Genomic DNA, 12,305 nt, shown 5'->3' with positions numbered 1-12,305 from the left:
CTTTCAGGAGGTAATCATGAAATGACAGCTAAAAAACCGAATGTGGTTATTTTCGGTATCGATAGTTTACGGCGCGATCATATGAGCTCATATGGATATTCGCGTCTGACAACACCTTTTATGGACCGGGTTGCAGCGGATGGCGTGCTGTTCGAGAAGCATTTCAGCCCAAGCATTCCGACAACTCCGGCTTATGCTTCCATGCTGACAGGAATGGATGTATTCGGAACCGATGTCGTCGCTCTTCGTCATCAGGGTCCGCTTGGCGGACATGTGAAGACGCTGGCCGAGACGCTGGGCGAGAACGGCTATAACACGACCTGTATCGGCTTTACCGGCAATCCGTCTTCACGCGGCTTCCAGACCTATATTGACTACGAATCCTGGGTTCCCGACGAGACCGGACGTACGCCCAAAGCGCAAAATCTGAACAATGTCGCCGTGCCGGAGCTGGAACGCCTTGCAGCGGAAGACAAACCGTTCCTGCTGTTTCTGCGGCATATGGACCCGCATTCACCTTACCTGCCGCCCGTTCCGTTCGAGCGCATTTTCTACGGCGACAACGAGAAGGATGAGAGCAACCGGTCGATGGAGCCGGTTTACGGCTTCAAGCCCTTCGCGAATTTCCTGAAATCCTGGATACCCGAGGGCGTCACCGATGAGCAGTATGTGGAGGCGCAATACGATGGGGCAATCGCCTATATGGACGCCTGCATCCAAACCTTGTTCGCCAAGCTGGAAGCGATGGGGATTGAAGAAGAAACATTGATTGTCATTACATCCGATCATGGGGAAACGCTTTATGAGCATGATTGTTTCTTCGACCATCATGGACTGTATGATTGTACGCTGGTTGTTCCCCTCATTATCAAATTCCCCGGACGTGTTCCGGCGGGAAAACGGGTTTCCGGCGTCAGCCTGATCTCCGATATTATGCCGACGGTGCTGGAGCTGCTGGATATCAAGACCGATACGGCATTTGACGGTCAAAGCCTGACAGGTTTGATCCAGGGCGAGGATGCGAAGCGGGTCAGCGAGTTCTATATAACGGAATGCACATGGATGCGCAAGCATGGCTGGCGTACGCCGGAGTGGAAGCTCATCTGCGCGCTGGAGCCGGATTTCCACTTCAAGCCGGAAGTGGAGCTGTATAACCTGATTCAGGATCCGCTGGAAAATGAAAATGTCGCAGAGCGCGAGCCGGAGGTCGTAGCCTTCCTGCTGAAACGGATGAACGACTACATCGCCAAACGCGAGCAGGAAGTGGGCCGCACCAATCCGATCTATACGAATCTGAACTGGCATGGACAGGGCAAGACCTTCACTTCCTCCCAGGAAGCGTATGATTCGCTCCATATCGGATCCATCGTCAGCGCCCGCTCGCTTCAGGAGAAGGAGAAGGACGATCCGGCGGCTAAAGGCAAGACAAAAGGCAAAGGCAAGGCCAAGGGTAAAGAAAAGGACAAGGAAAAAAATAAGGCCAAAGAAGAAATTGCGGCAACAGCGGAGTCCAAAGACGAGTAATAGGTCCACAAAAAACCGGCCATAAACAGACTTGTTTTCTTATATGGACGCATGCTTTTTGCAGGTAGCAAGCTCGAAAGGAAGGGACTGCAAATGATCAGAGTAGCTGTTGTCGGCGTCAACAATATCGGTAAAATCCACTGCCGCGCGTATCGAAGCCATCCGGACACCGAGCTCGCTGCCGTCTGCGATCTGATGCCGGAGCGGGCTGAGGCTGCGGGGCGCGAGCATTCGGTTCCCCATTATACGGATTTGCGGGAGCTGCTGAGCAAGGAAACGATTGATGCCGTTATCGTGGCGACTGCGGGCGTAGAGAAAGGCAGCCACCACTTTGAGCCGGCCATGATCGCGATTGAAGCAGGCAAGGCGGTGTTCGTGGAGAAGCCGATATCCAATAATATCGAAGAGGCGCGGAAGATGGTTGCTTTTGCCCGGGAGAAGGGCGTGCGGCTTGCCTGCAACCTCAATCACCGCTTCACCCCTGCGGCGTACAAGGCGAAGGAGCTGGTCACGGAAGGGAAGCTGGGCTCCCTGCTGTTCCTGAATATGAGGCTGACGATCCGCAATCCGCAGGAGGATACGGAGTGGCTTCATATGCGGGCCCTCCATCCGCATTCCATCGATGTTATGCGGTTTTTTGCCGGGGACGTGAAGCGGGTGCAGTCCTTTATGACCAAAGCACCCGGGCGGACGTCCTGGTCCACTGTTTCCGTCAATATGGAATTTGCCAGCGGCGCGGTCGGGCATTTGACGGGAAGCTACGATATGTCCATGCGGCATCCCATTGAATACTGCGAGGTTGCCGGTCACGAGGGTCGGCTTGTTATTGACAATGTATATGAGAGTATGACTTATTTTCCGCATCATTCCGATGAGCTGACGGTTGTCCGCAATCCGTTGTTCGGAGGGATGAAGGGCTTTGACGACACGTTCGGGCATCGGATCAACCGGTTCATCGAGGAGATTCAGACAGGGGTAAAACCGGAGGATATTGCCGCATCCGGGGCAGATGCGCTCGCGGCGCAGGAAGTCATTGAAGCTGCTATACGTTCACATCAGCTGGGCGGAGCTCCTGTAGAGGTTGCGGCTAACGAATGATACAGGGGACGTGGAGGGAAATGGATATGAATAATAACGGGCATGGCTCGGTATTATGGTTTACCGGTCTATCCGGAGCCGGCAAGACGACAACGGCCAAATTCATGGAAGAGAAGCTGCGGAAGCAGGGACGGCGCGTTGAACTGCTCGACGGCGACGAGCTGCGCGATACGATCTGCAAAGGACTCGGCTTCAGCCGCGAAGAGCGCTTCGAGAACATTAAACGGGTTACGTATCTCGCCAGGCTGCTTTCGCGAAACGGGGTGGATGTGCTGGTATCCGCCATCACGCCTTATACGGAGATGAGGGAGCACGCCAGGGCGCAGCTGCCAGGTTATGTTGAGATTTATGTGAAATGTCCCCTTCATGTATGCGAGATGAGAGATGTCAAAGGCTTGTACGCCAAAGCGAGAAGCGGAGCGATTGCCCAATTCACGGGCATCTCCGATTCCTATGACGAGCCAAGCAATCCGGACATTACACTATGCACATCCACTGCGACGCTGGAGCAAAATGGAGATACGATACTTGCATGGCTCGGCCATGCCGCACCACTGGAGAAGTCAACTTCTCGGAGGGATTAGAAGCACTATGAAAATAATTATGATCTCGCTGGATACGCTTCGCGCCTCGCGCCTCGGCTGCTATGGCTACCATAAAGCCACAAGCCCGCATCTGGACCGGATAGCCCGTGAGGGAGTCCTGTTCGAAAAAGCTTATGCGGCGGATATTCCGACCGAGGTCGCGCATACCGGGATTTTTACCGGCAAAATCGGTCTGACCACAGGCGTTGTATCTCACGGCTCGGAGCTGACACATTTGCCCAAGTCAACCGAATGGCTGCCTTCCATGCTGCGCTCCGCCGGCTTCACCACAGCGGCAGTGGACAATTTGTACCAGCTGAAGGAATGGTTTGCCCGCGGCTACCGGTATTATATGAACAGCGTCGGGGGCAACCGCTGGATTGACGGACGCACGGTCAATGAATTGGCGATGCCCTGGATCGGGCAGCACCGGGAAGAGAACTTCTTCCTGTTCCTGCATTATTGGGATGCGCATACGCCTTATCTGCCGCCGGATTCCTATATTCCGGAGTTCTACGAGCCTGGCAGGGACCCGTTCGATCCACGAAACAAAAGCATGGAAGGCGCGTATAATCATCCAGCTTACCCTTTCTTCAAGCATCACCATTATGATCTGGTCGGCGAGGTTACGGACAGTGATTATTATGATGCGCTTTATGATGCGGAAATCCGCTATCTGGATGACCGGTTGAAGGAGCTGGATGATCATCTTGAAAAGCTCGGGATCCAAGAGGAGACCATGATCATTCTGTTTGGCGATCATGGAGAAAGCCTGACGGAGCACGACATCTACTGGGACCACTGCGGCTTGTATGAGCCGACCGTCCATGTCCCGATGATTATCCGTTGGCCGGGAAGAATTCCCGCTGGCCGGAGGGTTCCGGGGCTTGTGCAGCAGGTCGATCTGCTCCCGACAATTCTGGATGCCGCGCGCATGGAGGCAGTATTGGGAATTGACCAGGCGAAGCTTAAGTATCCTGCGGGTCTCGACGGGCTCAGCTTATGGCCATCGATCAGCGGCGAAGCGGAAGGCACGAACGATGCGCTGCTGTTGAGCGAATGTGCCTGGCAGGCGGCAAGGGCGATTCGAACGGACCGCTACAAGTTCATCCGCACCTATGACTCTGGGCCGTTCACACGTCCGCCGAGAGAATTATTCGATTTGACCGATGATCCTGCGGAAACGGTCAATCTTGCAGAGAGGCTGCCGGACGTTGCGGAGCGCTTGGAAACCCGGCTGAATGAATGGGTGGAGCGCAAGCTGGCAGGAAGAGCGGACCCCATGCAGCGACAGCTTCAGGAAGCAGGTCTGCCCTTCCGGAGAAGAATCGAGCAGATTCTCGGTTCGGCATCGTTGACCTGGGAGGAATGGTACCAGAACCCGCAACGGGAGCGTTTCGACAACGCGGTGCTTCACCGCGGCTGACGGCTAGTTTTTCCCGCACGACCGTACAATCGGAGTCTTTTGCAAAGGGTGAATAGAGGCATGCAGGATATTCTGAGCAGAAATAATTATATGAAGGATGAATTTCCGTTCTGGATTACCCGGACTGTACAGGGCTCGATCTCCGAGCATGGGCATGAGTTCGTCGAGCTGGTCTATGTCGTTCGGGGCAAGGGCATGCATATCTTCCAGGGTTCCCCGTATGAGGTTCATGCGGGGGATGTGTTTATTATTAATCCCGGTGAAACCCACGCCTATTATGTCGAGGCCAATGAGCAGATTGATATTATCAACTGCTTGTTTATGCCGTCCTTTATCTCCGATGCGCTGCTCAGCGAGCTTGAAATTACAGGCTCGATGGACTATTTCTACGTTCACCCGTTTCTGAAGCATGACGTGAGGTTCAATCACCGGCTTAATCTGCACGGGCAGGATGCGGACTCCGTTCAGCAGCTCCTGGACAGCATGATCCGTGAGCTGGACAGCCGCGTACCCGGCTATAAAACGCTGATCCGGCTGCAAATGATCGAGCTGCTTGTGCTGCTCTCCCGCTATTACGCGATGATGCAGCAGCAGCGGGTTCACCCTTCTCCCCGTCAACTGGAACGGGAGATGACCGCACGCCGGATTTACGGCTATCTGGAGCGGAGCTTCGAGAAAAAAATCACGCTCCAGTCCTTGTCCGGCTTATTTAATGTAAGCACGCGGCAGTTGAACCGGCTGATGCGCGAGGAGTTCAACCGCAGCGTATTCGATGTGCTGCACGAGATCCGCATGGAACGCGCCAAACACCTGCTGCTGGAGACGGACGACAAGGTCATCAATGTGGCGACTACGGTGGGCTATGAGGATCAATCGTTCTTCAACCGGTTGTTTCTCCGGCATGTGGGCTGCTCGCCCAGCCAATACCGGACAGGTGTGGAGATCGAGTAATCCCAGGCCTTAAGTGTATTCATGAAGAGAGAGGAGCTGACGGCATCTCCTATGCAAAAGCGTTCGCCTAACGTGCTGTTAATTACGGCAGATCAGCTTCGTCATGATTGTGTCGGCTTTAGCGGCCAATATCCTGTACGAACCCCCCATCTTGACCGCTTTGCCGCGCAAAGCACCGTATTCGACCAAGCCTATTCGCATGTGCCGCTGTGCTGCCCGGCCCGGCAGTCCCTGCTGCATGGAAGAAGGCCGGAGACCTTCGGCGCCTTGTGGAACTATAATGCTTTTCTTCCTGTGGGCTCTCTTGAGCCGGAGCATTTCACCTGGTCCGGACTGCTCTCGGATAATGGCTACCGGTCCGCTTATATCGGCAAGTGGGGTGTGAATCCGGAGCATGATGCGACAGCCTTCGGCTATGATTCATATGTAAGCGAATCGGATTACCAGGCCTTCCGGAAGCAGCGATACCCGGATATTGAATTCAAGAACGGATATTTTGGCGAAGCAAGTCCGGTTCCGCTCGACGATTCGCAAACTCACTGGATGGCGGATCGGGCGGTCAGCACGCTCAGGCAGCTGGAATCGGAAGGCAAGCCCTGGCATTTGGCTGTGCATTTTCCCGAGCCGCATCTGCCATGCCGTCCTTCGGGAAAGTTTGCGGAAATGTACGATCCTGCTGCGATGCCGGAGTGGTCGGGGTTCCGGGAGACCTTCCAGGGGAAGCCCTACATTCAGCGGCAGCAGCTGCTGAACTGGGGAGTCGAGGATTATACCTGGGCCAACTGGGCGCCTATTGTGGCCAGGTATTACGGGATTATCAGCCAGCTCGATGAAGCGATTGGCAAAATACTGGCTGAGCTGGACGCGCTTGATGCGTCTGCCGATACGCTTGTTATTTTTACCGCTGACCATGGCGACATGTGCGGTTCGCATGGAATGATGGATAAGCATTATATTCTCTATGACGATGTCGTCCGCGTCCCCCTCGCCATCCGGCTGCCCGGTAAGGATCAGACTGGCCGCGTGGACAGCCGGTTTGTCTACAACCTGCTGGATATGGCGCCGACGCTTATTGATTTGCTGGAGCTTGCGACGAAGAATTCCCCGCAGCTGCAAGGCCGATCCTTGAAACCGCTCCTGACGGGCGGACCGGAAGCTGCTGATTGGAGAGACTCCATTGTCGCCTCTTATAACGGCCAGCAGTTCGGATTGTACACCCAGCGAATGATCCGTACGCGGACCTGGAAATACATTTGGAATTTGACGGATGTGGATGAGTGTTACGATCTTACGGCCGATCCCGGGGAACTGGTGAATTTGATCGCGCATCCGGAATCCGCCCCGATTATCAAAAAATTGCGGACCAGGCTGTATGAGCAGCTGGCCCTGGACGGCGATCCCGTCATTAACAATGAATGGATGTCGCATCAGCTGCTGGATGGGGCGAAGCTTGCGTCCAGATAGATCCGGAACCTGAATGATAAACGCGTGATCCCGCATAGGCTGCGGGATTTGTTGTTTCTAGCGGGCATACGCTATTTACCCTGTTCCCAGTATTCCTACATCAGCACGATCGGCGTCACAGCAATCGATCTTGGCGAGCTTCCCGCAGGGAGGCTCGCTACGACCGTGTTGCTTGCCGTCTCAATAACCGTGATCCCGTTATTAACCTGGGAGGAGACATAAGCAAATACGCCGTCGGGAGTAATCGCAACGGATACCGGCCTGCCGGGTGTTGGTATATCTATCAATACCGTATTCGTTGCCACATTGATGACGGTTACGCTGTTATTGACATTGCTGGCAACGTAGGCTCTGGAACCGTCAGGAGATATTGTAACGCCAAATGGAATGGATCCCGCCGGCAATGGAACCGTTGTTATAATCGTATTGCTGCCGGTATCAATGACCGAAACCGTATCGTCACCCTGATTCGTGACGTAAGCGCGAGTGCCATCAGGAGTAATCGCAACAGCGTCCGGGAGAATTCCGGCAGGAATTGTGGCAATGACGGTATTGGTTAGCGTATCTATCACGGAAATCGTATTGCTGCCGACATTGGCGACATATGCGCGTTTACCGTCAGGGGTGATCGCGATTCCGAGTGGACTGCTGACCGGAGAAATTGGTATCGTAGTTTGTACGGTATTCGTAACCGTATCCAGTACAATGACCGATCCCTGGAAGTCGGTCACATAAGCGCGGAAGCTGTCGGGAGTAATTGCAATTGATGTTGGCTGGCTTCCGGGAGGCGTGGGAATCGTTGTAACTACACTGTTGGTCGCTGTGCTGATGACCGAAACTGTAGAGTTGCCGAAATTCGCAATATACACGCGAGTACCGTCCGGCGTAACCGCAACTCCAATTGGACTGCTACCGGCAGGCAAAGCGATGGTGGATGCGATCGTATTGTTTTCCGTACTAACGACCGTTACTGTATCTTGATCGATATTGGCATTGTAAGCAAAAAGGAGGGTGCCGATAATTGAATCTTCACCTCTTAAAATATGCTTCTCAACCACTTGTCCGCCGCCGTCTATTTCCGAGATTGTCACTGAAATATTGCTGCCGCCCAGGCCGCTTGTAATAACCCTTACTCCGTAAACGTCAAGATCGGCAAATATATGATCAAGCAGAAACACGCTGCCATCCGATCCTGACGGGGATAACGATACCAGATATAAGGTATAGAATGTGGTTGAATGAAATCCGGATGTGACGGGAGTCACTGTATAAGCCTGGATCGAAGCAATAGCGGGATCCCGTCCTCCGTTAGACAGCCAGACAGCAAGCCGGCTCGTTCGAGGGAATGCCCGATTATCGATTGGCCCTGTATCATACACACTCATTTTGTATCACCCTGCTTTTCACATTTGATATAAGACATCATATGTGAAATGAACAGCGGGTAATTGTACGTGCGCTGAACGGCTGTTGTTTTTTTTTGACCAATTGGCATGGCCCATTCATCGCCGGCTATCCCAAAATAGCAGCACGAGCATGTACAAGTATAAGCTAGCTGCTGAACCGGTCTTGATATGCAATGAGGACTCTGTCAATGACCAACGGATTGCATTCCCCGGTATCGCGAGCGAGGTAGTTAGACACCCTTGCCGCCCAGCGTCTGCAATTGAATCTGCTCAATTGCTGCAATTAAAGGCCTTGCCAGCGCGATCAGCGTCTGAGCCTCTTCGCCTAACAGCGAGGCCTGATGGGCAGCGGCATCAGTCCAAACCTCCGTGACCCATATCGTTTCCGGCTCGTTCTCCGTAACATTGATGACATACAGCAGGCAATCCTCGATAACATCCATCTGAGATGCCGCTTCCAGCAGTATTTTCGCAAGCTCATCGCGTTTGCCCGCCTGTGCAGTAAATTTGCCATATAACCCGTATTGGTTCATTTCCGCTCATTCCCTTCGATTAAGTGTCCACATTCATAATAACCAATCTTGGCTGACATATTCAGTCAGTGAAGTCTGACAGATATTTGCTGAAAATTAACTTTCGCAATCGGTTTCAAAGTTAGCGATTATGGTGAATAACAAGTAGTTTTTTGCAATCTGACCCGTAAAACGGACAAGACATATTATTTTGGGTTAAAATCAAAAAGACCGTACATATTTTTACCTTATTAAGGGAGTTTTCAGCTTTAGAAGCGAGCATCAGTAAAGAATCGCCAGAAAGCTTCATTGAACGCATGTTTATGCTTTCTGCCCGAGTTTGCAGCTCGTTTGAAATGCCCCGAGGATATCACTAAAAAACTCTCAGGAGGAACCTACATGTCCGAAGTTAAGCTTAGCATTGATTACGACCAGTATGAGGCTGGCCAAAAAGTCGAAGAATCGATTGAAAAGCTCGCAGACAGTCCGGAGAGTCAAGGGCTGACCAGCCTCATTATCGGAGAGTGGGGCGGAGCGTACGAGAATGATTCCAGCGGAATCGTTGAAACGCTGGTTCGTCTCAAGGACCGTTTTCCCGCCTTGCGCCAGCTGTTTATCGGCGATATGGGCTTTGAGGAATGCGAAGTATCCTGGATTATGCAGTCCAATATAGCTCCCGTGCTGGACGCTTATCCGGAGCTGACCTCCCTCACCATAAAGGGAAGCTCAGGACTTGATCTTGATCCCGCCCGCCATGGGAAGCTTGAAGAGCTGATTATTATTTGCGGCGGCTTGGGCAAAAATGTGCTGAACAGCATCAAGGACAGCCATTTTCCATTGCTGAACAAGCTGGAGCTGTATTTGGGCGTAGAGGATTACGGCTTTGACGGGGGGCTGGAGGATGTTCTGCCGCTTATTGAGGCAGGGCGGTTTCCGAACCTTACGTATCTGGGCCTGAAAAATAGCGAAATTCAGAACGAAATCGCCCTTGCGGTTGCCGATGCGCCTATTCTGGACCAGCTTCATACCCTTGATCTGTCGATGGGGACGCTCACGGACGCAGGCGCGGAGGCACTCATCAACAGCGAAAAAGTGAAGAAGCTGCAGAAGCTTGATCTGAGCTATCATTATATGAGTGACGGGATGCTGCAGCGCTGGGAACAGACGGGGTTGAATGTCGATACAAGCGAACAGCAGGATCTGGATGATGATGAAGATTATCGTTATCCGGCCTTGACGGAATAACGATGCGGCCGATGATACTGATCGGTAACCCTGGCAACCGCCGGACGTCCTCTCTGCAGGAGGCCAGAAGAAGGCTTCAGCTGGCGCCCGCAGTGCTGGTGCCGTATTTGGATCTGCTGCGCGGAACGATGCGGCTGGAGGAAGCTTTCAAGGAAGCCCGCGCCCATTCGGAAAGGCCCCCAGTTGTACGAATTGACGCGCCGGGCGAGGACTTCGAGGTCGAGCGCCAGTTGATTGCCCTGGGCGCGCCCGATACCGGGCCGGAGTATGCGGATGACCGGCTGCTCCCAGTACAGGGGAGAAGCGATCCGCATCCCTTATCTCAAAAATCCGCCCTGGCGCTGAAGGAGCAAAGAGGACGGCTCTATCATCCCTCCCAGTGGTTTCGCGGGTTTACACGCCTGCTGGCCAAGCTGGAAACGGAAGTCGGGCAAATCTGCCCGGACGTTCAATGGACCAACGCACCGGCAGATATTGCCGGCATGTTCGACAAGCGGCATACCCATCGCCTATTATCCGCGGCGGGCGTATCTGTGCCGCGTCTGCTGGAAATACCGGAGGCAATCCCTGATTATGGGGCTCTGCACGAGACGATGTGCCGCAAGCGGATGCACCGGGTATTTGTGAAGCTTGCTTCGGGGTCGGGAGCCTGCGGCATTATCGCGTACCAGATCAATCCGTCTACCGGCGAGGAGCTGGCGATTACGACTATAGGCGTCGATCACTTTATATCCCGTCCGCCGCAATTTTATAATGCGCTCAAGCTGCGACGCTACACGGACACGGCGACGATCCGGCTTATTGTGAACTGGCTGCTCAGTCACGGTGCTCATATTGAGCAGTGGGTAGCCAAGGCCGCTTATGGCGACAGCACCTTTGATTTGAGGCAGCTGGTTGTAGGAGGTGCTGCCTGTCACTGTGTAGCCCGGGTGAGCCGCACGCCGATCACGAATCTGCATTTGCGCAGCAAGCGCATGTCGCCGGAGGATATGGGTTTATCCGAAGCGACGCTCGCTGCGGTCAGAGAATGCGCGGAGTCCGCGCTCGCCGCTTTCTCCGGGTCAAGCGTCGCCGGCGTTGATGTGGTAATCGGCAGCGGTTCGATGAAGCCGCATGTTGTGGATGTCAATCCTTTCGGGGATCTGCTCTATAATGTTCTCTATCAGGGCGTCGATCCTTACGAATGGGAAATGAGGCATCTGGAGCCGTCGTTTTCGCCGCTAATAGCTGCCAACTCCGGCAAGGCGGCGCGTGCCCGCAGCGGGGTGGTACAGATTTGACCGATATGAACCGCATTATCGGGAGTCATGACATCCTGATGATCACATTGGATACGCTTCGCTATGATGCCGCTGTTCTGGAGGAAGCGAGTTGTCCGAATCTATGCGGCAGCGGATCATGGGAGAAGCGCCATACGCCGGGAAGCTTTACGTACGCGGCGCATCATGCCTTTTTCGGCGGATTTCTGCCTACTCCGGCTACAACCGACAAATCGGAACATATCCGCTTGTTTCACTCCAGGCATACGGGATTCAAGACGCATCCCCATACCTGGTTGTTTGACGCGCCGGATGTTGTTTCCGGCCTGCAGGCGGAGGATTACCGGACGATATGCATCGGCGGCGTTATTTTCTTCTCCAAGAAGGTGCCGCTGGCGCGCGTTCTGCCCGGGTATTTTCAGGAAAGCTACTGGCGGATGACGTTCGGGGTGACCAATTCCCGATCGACGGAGCACCAGGTTAATCATGCGTTAAAGCTGCTTGACCGGTCTTCGCCGGAGGAGCGGCTGTTCCTGTTTATGAATGTTTCCGCCATTCATGGTCCCAATCATTATTTTGTGCCTGGGGCGAGGAAGGACTCCGTTGACACGCAGCGGGCGGCATTGCGTTATGTGGATGGACAGCTTGGAAGATTGTTCGAGGCCCTGCGCGCACGTCAGCGTCCCGTGTTCTGCCTGGCTTTCTCGGACCACGGCACCGCCTACGGCGAGGATGGCTACGAAGGGCACAGGCTCGCGCATGAGGTGGTATGGAATGTGCCCTACCGTGAATTTTTGCTCTAGCAGCGGATTGAGCTTGTATATAAAGAAAGGTTG

At 53.8% G+C, this 12,305-nt stretch carries 11 protein-coding genes; 9 read left to right on the top strand and 2 right to left on the bottom strand.

Going from position 1 to position 12,305, the window contains the following annotated elements; translation table 11 throughout:
- Nucleotides 1-21: 21 nt before the first annotated feature.
- The 6 genes from AC0YNV_RS31530 to AC0YNV_RS31505 all read left to right on the top strand — a co-directional run bounded on the left by AC0YNV_RS31530 (nucleotide 22) and on the right by AC0YNV_RS31505 (nucleotide 7,047).
- Nucleotides 22-1,524, top strand: coding sequence for a sulfatase family protein (locus tag AC0YNV_RS31530; RefSeq protein WP_475771551.1), 1,503 nt, complete (start codon nucleotides 22-24; stop codon nucleotides 1,522-1,524).
- Between the two features lie 93 nt (nucleotides 1,525-1,617).
- Nucleotides 1,618-2,622 (top strand): Gfo/Idh/MocA family protein, encoded by a 1,005-nt coding sequence (locus AC0YNV_RS31525; protein WP_475771550.1) that lies wholly within the window; start codon nucleotides 1,618-1,620, stop codon nucleotides 2,620-2,622.
- Between the two features lie 26 nt (nucleotides 2,623-2,648).
- Complete coding sequence (cysC, locus tag AC0YNV_RS31520) at nucleotides 2,649-3,206, top strand: adenylyl-sulfate kinase (RefSeq protein ID WP_475771549.1); 558 nt, start codon at nucleotides 2,649-2,651, stop codon at nucleotides 3,204-3,206.
- Between the two features lie 7 nt (nucleotides 3,207-3,213).
- The gene (locus AC0YNV_RS31515; RefSeq protein ID WP_475771548.1) at nucleotides 3,214-4,632 is read left to right on the top strand and encodes a sulfatase family protein; all 1,419 of its coding nucleotides are present in this window, start codon (nucleotides 3,214-3,216) and stop codon (nucleotides 4,630-4,632) included.
- A 60-nt stretch (nucleotides 4,633-4,692) separates the two neighbouring features.
- Nucleotides 4,693-5,583: a helix-turn-helix domain-containing protein gene (locus tag AC0YNV_RS31510; RefSeq protein WP_475771547.1), complete on the top strand. Its 891-nt coding sequence runs from the start codon at nucleotides 4,693-4,695 to the stop codon at nucleotides 5,581-5,583.
- Nucleotides 5,584-5,634: 51 nt separating this feature from the next.
- Nucleotides 5,635-7,047: a sulfatase family protein gene (locus AC0YNV_RS31505; RefSeq protein ID WP_475771546.1), complete on the top strand. Its 1,413-nt coding sequence runs from the start codon at nucleotides 5,635-5,637 to the stop codon at nucleotides 7,045-7,047.
- A gap of 95 nt (nucleotides 7,048-7,142) precedes the next feature.
- On the opposite strand, the gene AC0YNV_RS31500 is transcribed toward AC0YNV_RS31505, so the two are convergent.
- On the bottom strand, nucleotides 7,143-8,432 hold the full coding sequence (locus AC0YNV_RS31500; RefSeq protein ID WP_475771545.1) for a beta-propeller fold lactonase family protein: 1,290 nt from the start codon (nucleotides 8,430-8,432) through the stop codon (nucleotides 7,143-7,145).
- Nucleotides 8,433-8,683: 251 nt separating this feature from the next.
- Nucleotides 8,684-8,986 carry a putative quinol monooxygenase gene (locus tag AC0YNV_RS31495; protein ID WP_475771544.1) on the bottom strand — a complete coding sequence of 101 codons (303 nt, stop codon included), beginning with the start codon at nucleotides 8,984-8,986 and terminating at the stop codon, nucleotides 8,684-8,686.
- Between the two features lie 378 nt (nucleotides 8,987-9,364).
- On the opposite strand from AC0YNV_RS31495, the gene AC0YNV_RS31490 reads away from it, so the two are divergent.
- From AC0YNV_RS31490 to AC0YNV_RS31480, 3 genes are read left to right on the top strand one after another with little or no spacing between them, the layout of a single operon-like run.
- Nucleotides 9,365-10,210: an STM4015 family protein gene (locus tag AC0YNV_RS31490; RefSeq protein ID WP_475771543.1), complete on the top strand. Its 846-nt coding sequence runs from the start codon at nucleotides 9,365-9,367 to the stop codon at nucleotides 10,208-10,210.
- Between the two features lie 2 nt (nucleotides 10,211-10,212).
- Nucleotides 10,213-11,490 carry an STM4014 family protein gene (locus AC0YNV_RS31485; RefSeq protein ID WP_475771542.1) on the top strand — a complete coding sequence of 426 codons (1,278 nt, stop codon included), beginning with the start codon at nucleotides 10,213-10,215 and terminating at the stop codon, nucleotides 11,488-11,490.
- A complete protein-coding gene (locus AC0YNV_RS31480; RefSeq protein ID WP_475771541.1) occupies nucleotides 11,487-12,272 on the top strand; it encodes an STM4013/SEN3800 family hydrolase in 786 nt (261 codons plus the stop codon). Before AC0YNV_RS31485 ends, AC0YNV_RS31480 begins: the two co-directional genes overlap by 4 nt.
- Nucleotides 12,273-12,305 lie beyond the last annotated feature (33 nt).

The sequence above is a fragment of the Paenibacillus sp. JT31N11 genome (assembly GCF_056269285.1).
This window is presented reverse-complemented; position numbering and strand designations above follow the sequence as displayed.

Coding starts and splice junctions, on each gene's coding strand:
- AC0YNV_RS31500 (WP_475771545.1), bottom strand. CDS start 8,432: ATGAGTGTGTATGATACAGGGCCAATCGATAATCGGGCATTCCCTCGA.
- AC0YNV_RS31485 (WP_475771542.1), top strand. CDS start 10,213: ATGCGGCCGATGATACTGATCGGTAACCCTGGCAACCGCCGGACGTCC.
- AC0YNV_RS31495 (WP_475771544.1), bottom strand. CDS start 8,986: ATGAACCAATACGGGTTATATGGCAAATTTACTGCACAGGCGGGCAAA.
- AC0YNV_RS31530 (WP_475771551.1), top strand. CDS start 22: ATGACAGCTAAAAAACCGAATGTGGTTATTTTCGGTATCGATAGTTTA.
- AC0YNV_RS31510 (WP_475771547.1), top strand. CDS start 4,693: ATGCAGGATATTCTGAGCAGAAATAATTATATGAAGGATGAATTTCCG.
- AC0YNV_RS31525 (WP_475771550.1), top strand. CDS start 1,618: ATGATCAGAGTAGCTGTTGTCGGCGTCAACAATATCGGTAAAATCCAC.
- AC0YNV_RS31515 (WP_475771548.1), top strand. CDS start 3,214: ATGAAAATAATTATGATCTCGCTGGATACGCTTCGCGCCTCGCGCCTC.
- cysC (WP_475771549.1), top strand. CDS start 2,649: ATGAATAATAACGGGCATGGCTCGGTATTATGGTTTACCGGTCTATCC.
- AC0YNV_RS31490 (WP_475771543.1), top strand. CDS start 9,365: ATGTCCGAAGTTAAGCTTAGCATTGATTACGACCAGTATGAGGCTGGC.
- AC0YNV_RS31505 (WP_475771546.1), top strand. CDS start 5,635: ATGCAAAAGCGTTCGCCTAACGTGCTGTTAATTACGGCAGATCAGCTT.